Annotated in this window: 13 protein-coding genes; 7 read left to right on the plus strand and 6 right to left on the minus strand. The window is 57.6% G+C overall.

All coding sequences use genetic code 11. The features are described from left to right. Positions 1-8: 8 nt before the first annotated feature. A complete protein-coding gene (locus tag FX134_RS13220; RefSeq protein WP_143412205.1) occupies positions 9-626 on the minus strand; it encodes an HNH endonuclease in 618 nt (205 codons plus the stop codon). A 175-nt stretch (positions 627-801) separates the two neighbouring features. Continuing rightward, positions 802-1,221 (minus strand): peptide deformylase, encoded by a 420-nt coding sequence (locus tag FX134_RS13225; RefSeq protein WP_080802890.1) that lies wholly within the window; start codon positions 1,219-1,221, stop codon positions 802-804. A 233-nt stretch (positions 1,222-1,454) separates the two neighbouring features. Between FX134_RS13225 and FX134_RS13230 the strand changes: the two genes are divergently transcribed. Further along, positions 1,455-2,243, plus strand: a complete 789-nt coding sequence (locus FX134_RS13230) for an SDR family NAD(P)-dependent oxidoreductase (protein WP_080802894.1) — start codon at positions 1,455-1,457, stop codon at positions 2,241-2,243. Positions 2,244-2,307: 64 nt separating this feature from the next. Here FX134_RS13230 and FX134_RS13235 read toward each other — a convergent pair whose 3' ends face one another. Continuing rightward, a complete protein-coding gene (locus FX134_RS13235; RefSeq protein WP_197735984.1) occupies positions 2,308-2,862 on the minus strand; it encodes a hypothetical protein in 555 nt (184 codons plus the stop codon). A 76-nt stretch (positions 2,863-2,938) separates the two neighbouring features. Beyond that, positions 2,939-4,648, minus strand: a complete 1,710-nt coding sequence (locus FX134_RS13240) for an SWIM zinc finger family protein (protein WP_080802897.1) — start codon at positions 4,646-4,648, stop codon at positions 2,939-2,941. A gap of 148 nt (positions 4,649-4,796) precedes the next feature. Here FX134_RS13240 and FX134_RS13245 point away from each other — a divergent pair, with 148 nt between their 5' ends. Next, a complete protein-coding gene (locus FX134_RS13245) occupies positions 4,797-5,171 on the plus strand; it encodes a hypothetical protein (protein ID WP_080802900.1) in 375 nt (124 codons plus the stop codon). Between the two features lie 101 nt (positions 5,172-5,272). Continuing rightward, positions 5,273-5,689, plus strand: a complete 417-nt coding sequence (locus tag FX134_RS13250) for a hypothetical protein (RefSeq protein ID WP_080802904.1) — start codon at positions 5,273-5,275, stop codon at positions 5,687-5,689. 96 nt (positions 5,690-5,785) lie between these two features. Here the strand turns inward: FX134_RS13250 and FX134_RS13255 are convergent, their stop codons facing one another. Together FX134_RS13255 and FX134_RS13260 are read right to left on the minus strand one after the other, a co-directional pair. Beyond that, the gene (locus tag FX134_RS13255; protein WP_080802907.1) at positions 5,786-6,265 is read right to left on the minus strand and encodes a helix-turn-helix domain-containing protein; all 480 of its coding nucleotides are present in this window, start codon (positions 6,263-6,265) and stop codon (positions 5,786-5,788) included. Between the two features lie 125 nt (positions 6,266-6,390). Next, the gene (locus FX134_RS13260) at positions 6,391-7,500 is read right to left on the minus strand and encodes an RQC-minor-1 family DNA-binding protein (protein ID WP_080802909.1); all 1,110 of its coding nucleotides are present in this window, start codon (positions 7,498-7,500) and stop codon (positions 6,391-6,393) included. Positions 7,501-7,704: 204 nt separating this feature from the next. Here FX134_RS13260 and FX134_RS13265 point away from each other — a divergent pair, with 204 nt between their 5' ends. The 4 genes from FX134_RS13265 (at position 7,705) to FX134_RS13280 (ending at position 14,466) form a co-directional block, all read left to right on the plus strand. Next, positions 7,705-8,469, plus strand: a complete 765-nt coding sequence (locus tag FX134_RS13265) for an NERD domain-containing protein (RefSeq protein ID WP_080802912.1) — start codon at positions 7,705-7,707, stop codon at positions 8,467-8,469. 740 nt (positions 8,470-9,209) lie between these two features. Further along, a complete protein-coding gene (locus FX134_RS13270) occupies positions 9,210-10,466 on the plus strand; it encodes an Eco57I restriction-modification methylase domain-containing protein (RefSeq protein WP_172623491.1) in 1,257 nt (418 codons plus the stop codon). 293 nt (positions 10,467-10,759) lie between these two features. Next, a complete protein-coding gene (locus FX134_RS13275) occupies positions 10,760-11,125 on the plus strand; it encodes a hypothetical protein (RefSeq protein ID WP_143412206.1) in 366 nt (121 codons plus the stop codon). A 2-nt stretch (positions 11,126-11,127) separates the two neighbouring features. Continuing rightward, positions 11,128-14,466, plus strand: a complete 3,339-nt coding sequence (locus tag FX134_RS13280) for a DEAD/DEAH box helicase (protein WP_080802925.1) — start codon at positions 11,128-11,130, stop codon at positions 14,464-14,466. Positions 14,467-14,965: the final 499 nt, after the last annotated feature.

The raw sequence follows: 14,965 nt of genomic DNA on the forward strand, positions 1-14,965 counted from the left end.
AGCTCGAGCTACGTCAGCTCGCTCCACCACGGTTCGTGCGCAATGTTTCTGGCTTCTGGCAACGACGGGAAGTCAACGCCAAGGGTCTGCGCCATATTCTTCAGGGCCATACGAAATATACCCGCCATGGTGGCTGCGTTGAAATGTGGCTGCCCGAAATGAATGCTTGCCTCTTGGTTTGCCATATTAAGATGGTCGTTGAGAAGCTTCTGCGCCAACGGAGAGTCAATGGTTACTTCTGCTGCTTTTAGCAGTGCTTCTGCCTCGCTCAAGACGCTGCGTTTGTATATGAATCGATACTCCTTCATTCCCATGATCTTCCAGAAAGTGTCGTAATACGGTACTCCGTAAGCCTTAATCCAGTCCCACATGATTTCAGGGTCATTAACGTTCGGCCCCTCCGCATGGCATCGGTGGCAAAGGAGGACAATATTCGACGGCTCGTCTTTTCCACCCAAGGCGTGGGGCACGACATGACATCGCTCCAAGTTCTTCTTGCAGCCGCATCTCCAGCAATGATTTTGGGCTTCGCTCCAATCAACACTCAATCCGGACTCGTTCATATGGTTGGACCAATAGTCAATCGACTCTTGGATCGTTGTTTTTATAGGCTGCCTTTTGTTCATAATGAGTACGCCCGCCTTCCGAACCGCTTATGCCTTTAGAGGGATGCGGCTACGTGTTCGTCCGGAAGCGGGTCCAGCTACCAACTCGCTTTCTCCGGTGGGTTTGCTGCGGCGTGCATGTCCCTTTTGCCTGTGAGCCAAGGAGCCGATTGCGCCGCATACTGAGCTTCTACCGCTAGACCAGCTTGCCCTTGCAGTGGTCGATCATGTGCTGGATGAGCTCGGCGGTCCAGCCGGTGAAGTCGCGCTTGCGGCTGACCAAGGCGCCGTCCGCCAGCTCGTCGTAGACCACCTTGATGCGCTCGAAGCGGGTCACCTTGGACTCGGCTTCCAGGGTGAGGCAGCCCTCGACGGTCTTGTACGCGCCGAGCGCCTGCTTCATCACCGGGTTGTACATGATGTGGGGCTGGTCGTCCTCGTCGTGGTAGACGACGACGGCCTTCGCAACGCCTATCTGGTTGGCGGCCAGGCACGCCGCCTCGTCGAGCGATGCCAGCGTGTCCAGCAGATCCTGCGCCACCTGGGCATCCTCGGCGGTGGCGGGCTCGCACGGCTGCGAGAGGAAGGCCTCGTCTGTCACCAGTTCTTTGATCATGCTTGCGCTCCTTCGGGTGCGTCGTCTCGTCTCCGGCCGCTTCTGCGGCGGCGTGGTTTCCGAACGAATTCTACCACGGGAAAGCCGGCGTGATGCGGGGCGCTCGGCGGCGTTGACGGACTCGGAGCGGGCCGACTGCCGGCCCGGTTCTTGTGGTGCGCGGGGAAACGCGGTATCGTGAGCGGAAAGGAATCCGAAATTCCTCGGATTGCGCGAGCAGAGGGAGGTCGAGCATGGGCAGGATGGACGGCAGGGCCGGGATCATCACCGGAGGATGCGGCGGCGCGGGGCTTGAGACGTGCAGGCTGTTCGCCAAAGAGGGCGCGTCGGTAGTCATCGCCGACATCAACGAGGAGGTGGGCCGGAGCCTTCAGGACGAGATCTGCGCGGCCGGCGGCAAGGCGCTGTTCGTCCGCACGGATGTGACCAGCGAGGACGCGGTGGCGGCCTGCGTGGATCAGTGTGTTGAGGCCTTCGGGAAAATCGATTACCTCATCAACATCGCCTGCATCATGACCATCGACAACGGTCCCATCCACGAGGTGACCGAGGAGATGTTCGACAAGGAGATCGCCTTCAACCTGAAGGGCGCGTTCTTCTTCGTGAAACACGCCGTGCCCGAGATGGTGAAGAACGGCAAGGGCGCCGTGGTGAACTTCAGCTCCATCGCCGCCTCGACGGGCGATCTGGGCCATACGTTCTACGGCGCGGCGAAGGCCGGCGTGGAGACGATGACGCGCAACATCGCAGCTCAGTACGGCAAGCAGGGCGTGCGCGCGAACTGCATCCGCCCCGGCATCATGCTGAACGACACAACGTTGGCGCATCCGGGCGTGAAGGAGTTTGGCGATTTCGTTCTCACGCACCTGCCTGGCACGCGCATCGGCTACGGCGCGGACGCGGCCCCGCTGGCACTGTTCTTCGCCAGCGACGAGTCGGAGTACATCACCGGCCAGGTGCTCACGCTGGACGGCGGACTCACCTGCCATCAGCCGCAGTGGAAAGAGGATCGGCAGCGATAGGGCCGGAATTTCCGGGGTGATTGGCGCGGGGCGGTCGATGCGGCCGTCCCGCGGCGTCTCGGCCTTAGCGGTCGCTCTCTTTGCGCTTGAGCTTGTCGGCGATGCGCGAAGCCTTGTCGGCGGCGGCTCGGCCGAGCTTGGGGGCGTCGTCGTGCACGCGGGCGGCCGCGGCCTTCGCGCCGCCGGCTACCGCGTGGCCAACTTTAGGGGCCGTCTCGCGCACGTGGCCGGCTACCGTCTTCGCGCCTGTGGCCGCGGCCTTCGCGCCGGCCTGGGCCCCTGCGGCGGCAGTCCTCGCCCCGGCCTTCGCCGCGCGGGCGACGTCGGGTGCCACCTCCTTGGCCTTCGCGGCGGCCTTGCGCACGTAGGGCTCGGCAACCGGCGCCACCTTCGGCGCAACCTTCGCCACCTTCTTCACCGTAGGCATGGCGCGAGTGGCCACGCGCTTCACGGCCGGCGGGAAGGGGGCGACGCGCAGGGCCTTCTCGGCGATGTCGACGGCCTTCTCGAAAGCCTCGGCGTATTCAGCTGCGGTTTTGGCCGGCTTGGTCGCCTCGCGCGGATCGCCCGCGTCGTCATGGGGGCGGGCCTCCGCTGCGTCGGGCGCGTTCTCGTCCATGGTGCCATCCTTTCACGCGGCGAGGCGGAATCGGTTCGCGACCATTGTGCCACAGTCCTTCTTGCAGCGCGCGGCCTCAACCAAGCTTTGCAAGTTCCTCCATGAGCACCCGGCGCCGCGGGTAGCGCTGCTTGAAGTCCTCTGCCATCTCCTTAACGACAGGCCTCCCGCCCGGCAGCCGCTGCATGCGCTCCATGAGTTCCACGACGCTTCGGTAGACGGCACGGCTGCCGGAGGGTCGCAGATCGCGCTCGGCGGAGGCGCGGTACTGCCCGAGGATCCAATCGGCATGGCGCTCCTTCAGTGCATCCTCGTAGCGGAGCACGTCCGCGAGCCCCCCGCTTTCCTCTATCGACTGCTTGAGGAGGTCGGAAAGGCCCTCCTGCGCCAGGTACCTGCGGCGGGTGGACTCGCTTCGCGTGGCGGCCAGCACGCGGTCGCGCATGCAGGGCCACTCGTCGGCGTCGGTTCGCGCTTTCAGCTGGCGGAACCAGGCGAGGCCGTGCTCGCTTTCGAGCGACGCGTTGCGAGTGGCCAGCTCGAAGAGCATGCCCGTCGCCTCGTCAACGCGCCCCGTTTGCTCGTAGAGCGCGAGCAGCTGAACGGCCGCCTTGGTCGGGTAGCGATCTTCCGCAGCGGCCGCGGCTTCCTCAAGGAGTGCGATAGCCCGCTCTGTGTCGCCGTGCGTGATCGCGCGATCGACGAAGAACTGGCGCACGTCGCGCTCGTTCAGCAGAGGCTCGGCGAACGCTTCGAGCTCTTCGAGCGGCCGGGCGAGGGCTTCCATGGCGCGGAGCCTGACAAGCGTCCAAGTGCCCAGTTCGTAGCGGTAACCTCCTGGATAGCGATCGGCGGCGATGCGCGCGCGGGCCTCCTGGATGCGCTCGTCGGCCAGGGCCTGGATATCGGGCGCGAATGCCGGATCGGCGACGAAGGCGTCCACGAGGAAGCTCTCGATGTGCTCGCGCTCGTACCAGTAGATGTCGGCTTCGTCATTGTCGCAGGGGTTTTGCCGAGCGAATGCGAGCAACCGCTCGAACAGCTGCCGTCGGAGGGCGGGGCCGGCCGCGCTGAAGATGCGCTCCCAGTACCCTTTGCAGGTTTCGAGCGCGTCGGTGAAGAAGCCGTCGGAGTCGTCGATGGCGATGGTTTGCAGCCGCAGCAGCACGAACTCGACCAGGTCGAAGGCGTCGACCGGCGCGTTGTGGTCGAGCAGGGGGCCGATCGCGGCTTCCACCGCTTCGGAGAAGTCGAGCTGGAAGGGGAACGCATCGCGGTAGTCGATGAAGCGGCGCCGCGCGTGGAGACGGATGGCCTGGTTGATGGCGCGTTCGAGGTCGCGGCGCGAGCGCTTGGCATCCGGTTCCGCAAAGGCGCCGACGAAGCGCTGTCGCAGGCTATCATCGGCGCGCAGTGCTTCGAGGAGGAAGGCGCGGACATCGTCTTCTGCCGTCTTGTCCATGAGCTGCTCGAGCTCGTCGACGGCGGGGGAGGCGGCTGGGGCTTCCTCACCCGCCTCGCGCAGGGCCTCGATCTCGAAGCAGGTTGCGGCCAGGTGCTTGCAGAAGTTGCCGCCCGCGAAGTGCGGGCAGTCGCAGCGCGCCTTGCGCAGATCGCCGGGTGCGCTGGGAACGAAGACGCGGTAGTCGTACGACCCTTCGACAACGGCTGTCCAGCCTTTGCCGTCGGCTGTCAGCGCACGCACGCATCCGTCAAGATGGTAGGCATACCCCTTGATCAGGCTTGGCGAAGAGAACAGGCTTTTCCAATCGGGGTCGAGCTGCATGACGGCCTCCCGTCGAACGTTTTTCCTTGCATCGCCGCCAGTATCCCACAAAGATTTTTGCCGCAAGGTGTGCTTTCGGGACAGGCGAAAAAATATTCGAGCGTATAATCCGCCCCATCGGGTCGACGGGATGCGAGAGGAGGCTCCTGTGGATGAGAACGGGCGAACTGCGCCGATCGCGGACGCGCGGGAGGCGTACGGCAGGGAGATGGAGCGTCGCGTGCGCACGGCTATCGAGGGGCTCGTCGCGCAAGGGAGGATGCCGTCGTTTTACGCCGTTGCGAACGCGGCGCATGTGGCAAGGAGCACGCTCTACCGCAAAAGCGAGCTGAAAGAGCTGGTTGATCAGGCTCGGAAGTCCTTCGTAGAGCCGCCGTCGGCTACGGGGCGGATCGAGGAGCTGGAGCGGGAGAACGCGCTTCTGCGCGATGAGCTGCGCCAGATGCGCCGCGAGCGCGACGAGCTCAGGCGGGTCCAGCCGCGGGCATCCTACTGGGTGGTGTCTTTCGGGGAGGCCGCCTAACGCTTTCCCGCAGTCTGAAAAAATCGGACTAATGCGACTGTTGTCGGGTCTGTATTCCCAAGGTATCTTCAGAGACGATCCGACAAAGAAGGAGGCCGACTATGAAACTGCTAGGGCATTTCTACGGAGCACGACGCAACGTGTTTCTCGACTACGATTTCCTTCATACAGTGGAAGGCGAGGACGAGCTGCGGGTTCGGTTCACGCGCTTTCGTGGTTTGGCGACGGACTACGCAGAAACCGTCGTGCCGGCGTGCTCGTCTTGGGATGTGGAAGGCTTCGGTGAGGACGAGCTGGGCGAACTGCAACGGTTACTGCAGAAGAACATGCCGCTGATTCTTGAGGAGGCTGAGCAGTCGCGCGACGGTGACGCCGATCTTGTCGAAATGACTTTCGAAATAGAAAACGAGCTGTGGGTGCGATTCGCCCAGATATGCTATTTGGAGGGGATCTCGCCAGAGCAGGGTTTCGTGCGGGCGTTAGAGTGCTTCATCGAGGAATTTGACGCCCGCGATTGATGATTCATCCTGAACGTCTTCTGTCGGTGGGGATGTGGGTGGGCCCTGCCGTTGCATGCGGTGCATGCGTATCTAGCGTACGAACTGCATAAGCCTCTAATCCGCGTGCGTCAGGTAGGCGAAGACGCTGCGCGTAGCCAAAAAGACGCCGATGACGATGACGCCGACGCCGATGCCGAACAGCATGCCGCGGAAGAAGTCGGTCAGGTCCGAGCCGCCGAACAGGGGCGAGAGGGCGAGCAGGCCGATGCCCATCACGATGAGCGCGATGGCGATGATGGTGACGCGCTGGCTCTCGAGCCGCTGGATGCGCGCGAGCATCTCGATCATCTGGTCGTTGTCGTACATGCGCAGGTTCTCGCGCTCGTTCTCCTCGCCGTCGAGCAGCTCGCTCACGGTGATGCCGAGGGCGTCGCACAGCTCGTTCACCACGGCGTAGTCGGGCATGCACTTGCCGCGCTCCCACTTCGAGACGGACTTGCTCGAGATGCCGAGGCGTTCTGCCAGCTGCGCTTGCGTGAGGTTCAGCTCTTTGCGTTTGCGGGCGATGAACATGCCGGTTGGTATTTGGTTCACGGTGGGCCTCCTCGGGCGGCGGTGTTGGTTGGCTGATGGGGCCATTGTGGCGTGTGGGATGGGGCGAGTCCACCGCCCGGAGGGCGAAAATGGGGGCAGAACGGGCGGATTCGCTGCCGCAGGCGCTATTTCGTCTCGTCTTCGCCCTCCGCTGGGATCAAGCCGTTGTCCTCGAACCAGTCAAGGGCGACCTCGCGCATGCGCTCTTCGCGGTAGGCGAACCAGTCGTTCAGAAAGCCCAGGTTGGCGGCGCGGTCTTTGAACCGGCGATAGGGGTGGCGCTCGTAGGCCGCGTCGAGGAGGAGGGTGCCCATCGGCTCGGGCTGCTCGCGGGCGAAATCGCGCATCCAGCGGAGGTCCTCGATTTCGTAGGAGTCGGGCAGCGAGATCCAGCCGTCGGCTTCCAGATCGGGCTCGGGCTGGTCGATGTCTCCGTAAGTGAACCGGTCGAAGGAGGTGTGCAGCTCGCCGGTGAAGGTGTTGTAGTAGGTTTGGTTGTCGTCGCTGACCATCTCCATGGCGTCGATCACGTCTGCCAGTCGCAGCGATACCTTGCGACGGGGTTTGTCGTCGCTTGCAGGTTCTTCGGCCGCCTCGATCATCTCGTAAACGGCGGGGGGCACGGCGTCGCGCCCGCTTTTGCGTTTCTTCTCTTGGACCTCATGCCTTCCGGCACCGCTGAGGAGGGCGTTGATCCTTTTCTTCACCTTGCCGTTCGTGTGGGGGAGCCACGCTTCGAGCGCTTGCCGGACGCCGGGGCCGCCGGCGCCGTCGAGCTTGCCGAGCGCGATGCGCACGCATTCCGGATTGACGCTCTGCATCCGCTTGATGAAATCGTCCTTTCCCTGCGAGGCGTCGCTCTGGAAGGCGGACAGGAGCTCGTCGGCATAGATGTGTTTCTCGATGTCCCACCCTTTGTCGGTGTAGACGAGGACGGGCAGCCTCCCTTCGTACCGGATGGTGAGGTAGCCGTCCAGGATGCAGCGGTCGATCATGTTCGTGATCAGCGCCAGCGTCTTGTCGGAGAACGCGCCGTAGCACGGGTTTCCGTCCAGGTCGTGGGCGAGCACCTTCTGGTCGTGCGACCCTTTGAGGATCTTCGACAAGAGGGTTCGCCCGCCGGTCGCGATGATCGGATCCGCGGCCCGCAGTATCGCAGCGATTTCGTCATCGCTCAGCGCTTCGACGTCGCCGCAATCCAGCTGAAAGCCGCGCTCGACTATTCTCCTCGCCATGCCACATCACCCGATTCCGACTCGAGGGGTTCCGCAATGGAGCGCGGAGCCCTTGTTCTGCCTGCGGCCATTCTACCATTGCGGCAAAACTTGAATACATCGGAGCTGGAGAAGCGGTATGCGAAGGCGGAATCCGAAGAGTGCTAAACTGCGAGGCAAGATGAAACATGATGTTGGAGCGTTTAATTCGAAAGGCGGTGCGGCATGGCAAAAGGCCTCATCGATCTTCTGCTCGATCAGATCTTCGACGCCGAATGGATCGGCCGCCGTGGCGAGAAGCTGACCGAGCGCGAGCTCAAGCTGGTCAAGCTGTTCGGCCGCGACGGCAAGGTGCTGCGCAACGTCTACGTGCCCAAGGACAACGGCGAGACGTCCGAGATCGACGTGCTGTTCATCACCCAGAAGGGCGTCTTCGTCATCGAGAGCAAGAACTTCTCGGGTTGGGTGTTCGGCAACGAGGCCGATCGAAGCTGGACGGTCAGCCTGCCGAACGGCCAAAAGAACCGCTTCTACAACCCCATCAAACAGAATCGCAGCCACCTCAAGTGGTTGGCGAAGTACCTCGCGGACGACACCCCGCTGTTCTCGATCATCGTCTTCTCGGAGCGGTGCGAGTTGAAGAAGGTGACGGTTGAAAGCAGCGACGTGAGCGTTGTCAAGCGGGATCGCCTTTATGCCACGGTGCGCCGGATCTGGGAAGGCGCAGAGGATGTCCTCGACGCCGAAGGGGTGGATTCCCTGTACGAACGCCTGCGGGCTTTGACCGACGTCGGAGAGGCGGCGAAGGCGGCTCACGTTGCTAACATCCAGGAACGCTATGTCGCCAAGAAGCCTGTCTCGTCGGCTTCTGCTTGCCCGCGATGCGGTGCCGATCTCGTTCTGCGCACGGCGAAGAAAGGCCCCAATGCCGGCAACCAATTCTATGGTTGCAGCAACTACCCAAAATGCCGCTACACGAGGGAGGCGTAAAGGGTGCTACGCCGGCCTTCAGATGCTCACGAGCGAGGAGGAAGAGCGAACGCTGGTTCGTCGGTTTTGTCGTATGCCTCAGTATAGAGCCGTGTATACTCTAGATCGAGGCTTTTGTCGTGGTGTCCCAAGCCTTCTTATCTTTGGGTATTCGGTTCGCACGACTACGTAACATTGGCATGGCTCTCACAGGGCGAATGTGGTGCTCGGACGAAAGGATCGTCACTGAATAGGACGTTTGAAATCCTTGGCTTGGAATAGGTCGCGGATTAGAGTAATCGCAACCGCTCATGGCGGCTCTTCGATAAAGCGTGAATATGAAGTACAATTACTTAAAATACATTTTCGCGTTTAGGACAATAGGAGCCTGGATGCAAACGCTCAAAAGGCTAGCTGAAGGCTGGTTCGGGCGAGACGGAGGCCGATGGTTGTCTTTAGGATGATGGGCGGGGCGTTCGTGGCGCTGTATGTCGAGCGCACCGCGCGACGTTGCCCAAGCTGAATCAGTACCACAAAGTGTTGCGCTGGTACATTCGTGTACGCTTATGATCAAGAAGCTCGTAAGGGAAGGCACCTGATAAGTGATTCGGAATGATCAATATATGCTGGGCGATGGCTTCATAAGGGACTTTGAATGCCGATACCCAACGCATATTTTTGAGATGCTCCTATGCGATCGAACCACTGGTCGCAATATTATATGGGCTGATAACGAATATGAGGTGCTTGGGGACGGATACATGGGCGACGATGAAATCACGATCGCCAAAATCACAGGTTCAAATTCAGGAGTTGTAAAACCCCGCATTGCTAAGGAGCGGGAATGCCAGTCGCAAAGAACCAAGAGTCGGGCCGAGGTGTTCACACCTTCGTGGCTCTGTAATCAGATGAACAATTTCTTCGATGAGGAATGGTTTGGGCGTCGCGATGTATTTAACGTCGAGGAATTTCAATCATGGACAGCAGTCCAAAGCCAGGTTCGCTTTCCCAAAACCAAGGGCCACGGATGGCATGCTTATGTGGAGAGTCCTCGTTTGGAAATAACTTGCGGAGAGGCACCCTTTGTTTGCTCGCGTTACGACACTGTTTCGGGCAACGTTTTGCCTATAAACATGCGTATTGGGTTTCTTGACCGCAAGATGCGGGTTGTGACGGAAAAGACGACGACGCGCAAGCAATGGGCTAAGTGGTCCCTTGCGGCTCTGAAGGCGACTTATGGCTATGAATATCAGGGCGATAATCTGCTCATTGCGCGCATCAACGTTTTCGAGACATTCTGCGAGCATTATTGCTACCGCTGGGGCGCAATGCCGACCAGCGACGAGCTTGAGCAGGCCGCGTGGATCGTTTCGTGGAATTTCTGGCAAATGGATGGGCTTACGTGCGCTGCCCCCACTAACAAAATAGCCGCTTTTGCTCAATCGGATCTATTTGATCATGAAGGATCAAAATTCGAAACGATGCAGCAATCGTTGTTCGACCTGTTGGACGACGTTTTTCTGAATGAGTCTACATCTGAATTAGAAGCAAAGGAGCCGCAAGGAACGGTGCCTCTTTGCATCATGTACGATTGGCAAGAGAGCAAGCCTCTTGAATTTGCGAAACTGAAAGGCAGTGCATGTCCTATGAGGAAGAAGTTTTATGCGGTGATCGGCAATCCGCCATACCAGGCAGTGCCCGAGATGGGCAGCACGCGCTCTCTGCCCATCTACGACAAGTTCATGGATGAGGCTTTCAAAGTTTCGGAACGCGTTGAGCTAATTACGCCGGCGCGCTTCCTGTTCAACTCGGGACAAACTAGCGCTATATGGAACGAAAAAATGCTCAATGATCCCCACTTGAAAGTTGTCATGTATGAGCCTGATTCGTCGAAGGTGTTTTCAGGCGTTGACATTAAGGGCGGCGTAGCCGTTACCTACCGTGATTCTAATGCCGAGTATGATCCCATTGGCCTTTTATCCCCACTCCGGTGTTGCGATCTGTTGTTGCCAAGGTAGGTGCAAAGTCGAACAAATCCAGTTTGTACTCGATTACAGGCACTCAATGTAATTACAACCTTAAATGCCTTTACAAAGACTATCCCGATTACCGTCAATTTATATCGGGTGATGGCAAACATAGTCAGTTGAAATCGAATTCACTCGAAAAAGTGCCAATATTTTCTGAAAGGAGAAAATCCGATGACGATACTCGTATCTTTGGGCTTGTCGCAAGGGAGCGTGCCTATCGATATTGTCCGTCTCGTTGCATTGACCTAGCTAATGAATGTTTGAGCTGCTATAAGGTAATCGTGGCGGCATCAAATGGTTCTGGAGCGTTTGGCGAAGCTTTGTCTACTCCAGTTGTTGGCGAACCCGGAACAGGTTTCACTCAAACATTTATGTGCATTGGCCGCTTTAAGACTGAGGATGAGGCGAGGGCTGCACTTAAATATATCAAGACGAAACTCTGTCGTGCACTGCTTGGCGTTCTGAAAAACACACAGCACAATCCGCCCATTACATGGAGGCTAATTCCGCTCCAGGACTTTACTGCCTCTTCTGATATCGACTGGTCGAAACCCATTTCGGACATCGACCGACAGCTTTACGCTAAATATTGGCTCGACGATGATGAGATTGCTTTTATCGAAACGCATGTGAAAGAGATGGAGTAGTCATGGCCTTCACTGACATCACGGGCAAAGTAAAGACTTCGCGTCCCGTTGTGCCGCAGATCTATGCCTATACAACTCCCGAGATAGCTCGTCACGATGGTTGGACGAAGATAGGATATACCGAGCAGGACGTTCGGGCTCGGGTAAGGCAGCAGACTCACACTGCCAATGTTAACGCCGTTATCGAATGGCACGGCAACGCAACCTACGAAGACGGTTCGGGCACATTTCGTGACACCGATTTTCACGGGTATCTGAAAAAACTCGACATCGTTAATGAGCCTGGTACTGAATGGTTCGAGATCGATCCCCATCCTGCGAAAATACGTTTCTACGAGTTCCGGGAAAACCACGGCATCTTGGACGCGCCGTCTACTATCGCCTATCAACTTCGTGGCGAGCAGGAGAAGGCGGTGAGACAAACTGCTGATTATGCACGTCATCACGAATGCGGCGAGTATCTGTGGAACGCGAAGCCGCGCTTTGGTAAGACGCTCACAAGTTACGATCTGTGCTGCAAGCTCAGCGCACAAAAAATTCTCATTGTAACGAACCGCCCTGCGATAGCTAATTCTTGGTACGACGACTACGTGAAGTTCATAGGCACCGAGTCGGGACTCGTTTTTATCAGCTCTGCGGATGCTTTACAAGGTAAACCCTATTGCCTTTCGCGTGATGAGTACCTCATCAATCTGCGTAACGGTGGTCCAAAAGGCTTCATCGAATTTGTGAGTTTGCAAGACCTAAAGGGTGCCATTGAGTTCGGCGGCAAGTTCGACAAGCTTGACCATGTTGCACAGCTTGAGTGGGATGTGCTCATCATCGACGAGGCGCACGAAGGTGTGGACACGTTCAAGACCGATGTTGCGTTCGACCATATCGAGCGAAAGTTCACTCTGCACCTATCCGGCACGCCTTTCAAGGCAATTGCGAACGAGAAGTTTCCCGACGATGCCATATTCAACTGGACCTATGCGGATGAGCAGCAAGCGAAGCGTGATTGGGAAGATCCCGAGCTGCCAAACCCCTACTCTGATCTGCCCAAGCTCAACATGTTTACCTACCAGATGTCCGACATAGTTATGGACGAAGTGCAACGCGGTGTGGACATCGACGGCGACACGGTGGAGTACGCCTTTGACCTGAACGAATTCTTTGCAACCAACGCCAACGGTTACTTCGTTCATAACGAAGACGTTGACCGCTTTCTTGATGCGCTTACTACGCAGAAAAAGTTTCCGTTCTCGACGCCCGAACTTCGCAAGGAGTTGAGGCATACATTCTGGATGCTCAATCGCGTGGACTCCGCCAAGGCACTCGCGAAAAAGTTGCACCAGCATGAAGTGTTTAGGGATTACGAGATTGTGCTCGCTGCTGGAGACGGCAAACTCGAGGACGAAGACGAGTTCGTCAAGGCGTTCGACAAGGTACGCGGGGCGATTGCCACTTTTGATAGAACCGCCACCCTCTCTGTTGGACAGCTGACTACCGGTGTCACTGTCCCCGAGTGGACGGCTGTTCTTATGCTCTCGAACATGAAAAGTCCCTCGCTCTACATGCAAGCGGCTTTCCGCGCTCAAAACCCTTGCTTGTTCAGCAATGATGACGGCTTCCTTCGTAAAGAGAATGCTTACGTTTTCGACTTCGATCCTGCCCGTACGCTCACGATTTTCGAGGAGTTCGCCAACGATCTCTACACCGACACGGCTTCGGGTGGTGGAACACTCGATGACCGTAAGCGGCGCATCCGAACACTGTTGAACTTTTTCCCGGTCATTGGCGAAGACGAGAACGGTGAGATGGTCGAGCTTGATGCCGAGCGCGTTCTTTCAATCCCGCGCAAAATTCGTTCACGCGAAGTTGTTCGTCGCGGCTTCATGAGCGATTTCCTTTTCCAGAATATCAGTAATGTATTTCATGCGCCTGCGGAGGTGCTTGAGGTTTTGCAAAAATTCGAGCCCTTCAAAGCTCCCAATGAGGATCTCGGCGTGACGCGTGACATTATCGATGAACTTGATCTCAACGATGACTGCGAAATCGAGATCCCACAAGAGCAGGTTGTCGGTCTAGCGGAAGGGTTGTTTGGTGATAAGGTTTACGGCGACATCGCCAACGATCTTGATGGCGTCATAGATTCCATCGTCATCGAAGAATCGGACGATCCTGATGATGCTTTTCTCGCCCAGCTTCAAGAGACGTTTGGGAGCAGCTTAGCCGCGCCGCTCATGGAAGCTGCCAAGCAAAATTATGGCAGCGACATGAAGGCACTGCAACAGAGGAAGGTGGAGCGACGCATCAGGGCCGATGTTGACATCAAGCTCAACCGCGAGGTTGGCAGCTTCGCCATTGAGAAAAACCGTATCGAGAAGGATCGCAAAGCAGAGCTTGATTTGGCTCAAACACAGAGCGAAGCCTACGACATCAACCGAAAGCATGATGAGAGACTTGAAAATGCACGCCAGAAGCTTGTAAGCAATTTGAAGGACTCCCGTGACGAGCTGGTGAAGAGTGCTGGCGAGGTGGTGGTTCGTGAGGTAGAAACCGCTAAGAAAGAGGCTAAAAAACAGACTATTGAGGGCGGTATCCGCGATCACCTGCGAGGGTTTTCGCGGACGATACCGTCGTTTCTCATGGCGTATGGCGATGAGGGCACAACGCTTGAAACCTTCGACAGGATCATTCCTGCCGACGTTTTTCAAGAGGTGACAAGTGTGACTGTTGATCAGTTCCGCTTATTGCGCGACGGAGGGGACTTGGCCAACCCTGAAACAGGAGAACTTGTTCACTTCGCCGGACAGCTGTTTGATCCGGTGGTGTTCAATGACTCGGTTAAAGAATTTGTCAACCTGCGTACTCGGCTTGCAAACTATTTTGATGGGTCGCTCGATGAGGATATCTTCGACTACGTTCCCCCGCAGAAGACTAATCAGATCTTCACCCCACGCAATGTTGTTGTGCAGATGGTCGACTTGTTCGAGAGGGAGAACCCCGGATGCTTCGATGACCCGGAGCATACCTTTGCGGATATGTACATGAAATCGGGCCTTTATATCACTGAGATCATAAAGCGCCTGTATAGCAGCGAGCCGATGAAGAGATTGTTTCCGGATGATCGCGTGCGTCTTGATCATATCCTCGAGAACCAGGTTTTCGGCATTGCTCCGACTGAGATCATTTACCAGATCGCGACGCACTACATCCTGGGATACAAAGGTGAAGTGGGTGGAAGCTGCAAAACGAATTTCGTCAAAGCGGATGCCGCAGAGCTTGCCAAAAAGGGCGAGCTCGCCGAGTTCGTGGAACAAACTTTTGGCGAGAAGCTGAAACATTGGCTCAATTGAATTCCTACATGCTTGAGGGCGTTGTCGGTATTGGCGGTTGCGTCGGCAGTTTCGCTACCTGCTCAGCAAAGGCGAGCCTGCCGGCTTTCATTTAGCCGGACGGCTCACGCGACTTCGGATTGGGTTGGTTTTAGGATAACGCCTTCGACTTGGATGAGTAAAATCCGTGTTGAAGAAGGTAACGAAGTCTGCCGGATGCGATAGTGCGTTCATTCGGTTCGCAAGGACTTTCGCTATGAATTGAGGTTAGAAGCGATGGTGAACGCCGTCAGTCTTCTTGGAATTTGAAATCGGCATGAGCTTCTCAGGCCCATCACCAGAATGCCTATGCCTTTCGGCGCACAAGAAGCCGGCCCCCTATGGGAGGTCGGCTCTTCGCGGTTATCCGAAGAAAGAACGCATCGCCGTACTTTAGAGCATCGAGGATGTGCTTTCGGCGTCATTCGACGACGCTATCTTTCGCGCGGACGCTCAAACGCATAGAAGCTAGTTCAGTTCA

The sequence above is a fragment of the Arabiibacter massiliensis genome, assembly GCF_902386925.1.
Taxonomy (GTDB): domain Bacteria; phylum Actinomycetota; class Coriobacteriia; order Coriobacteriales; family Eggerthellaceae; genus Arabiibacter; species Arabiibacter massiliensis.

Bases quoted from the DNA above. Each gene is read 5' to 3' on its own strand.
- FX134_RS13220 (WP_143412205.1), bottom strand. From the start codon at position 626: ATGAACAAAAGGCAGCCTATAAAAACAACGATCCAAGAGTCGATTGAC.
- FX134_RS13265 (WP_080802912.1), top strand. From the start codon at position 7,705: ATGGCAAAAGGCCTCATCGATCTTCTGCTCGATCAGATCTTCGACGCC.
- FX134_RS13225 (WP_080802890.1), bottom strand. From the start codon at position 1,221: ATGATCAAAGAACTGGTGACAGACGAGGCCTTCCTCTCGCAGCCGTGC.
- FX134_RS13230 (WP_080802894.1), top strand. From the start codon at position 1,455: ATGGGCAGGATGGACGGCAGGGCCGGGATCATCACCGGAGGATGCGGC.
- FX134_RS13240 (WP_080802897.1), bottom strand. From the start codon at position 4,648: ATGCAGCTCGACCCCGATTGGAAAAGCCTGTTCTCTTCGCCAAGCCTG.
- FX134_RS13250 (WP_080802904.1), top strand. From the start codon at position 5,273: ATGAAACTGCTAGGGCATTTCTACGGAGCACGACGCAACGTGTTTCTC.
- FX134_RS13280 (WP_080802925.1), top strand. From the start codon at position 11,128: ATGGCCTTCACTGACATCACGGGCAAAGTAAAGACTTCGCGTCCCGTT.
- FX134_RS13260 (WP_080802909.1), bottom strand. From the start codon at position 7,500: ATGGCGAGGAGAATAGTCGAGCGCGGCTTTCAGCTGGATTGCGGCGAC.
- FX134_RS13270 (WP_172623491.1), top strand. From the start codon at position 9,210: ATGGGCGACGATGAAATCACGATCGCCAAAATCACAGGTTCAAATTCA.
- FX134_RS13235 (WP_197735984.1), bottom strand. From the start codon at position 2,862: ATGGACGAGAACGCGCCCGACGCAGCGGAGGCCCGCCCCCATGACGAC.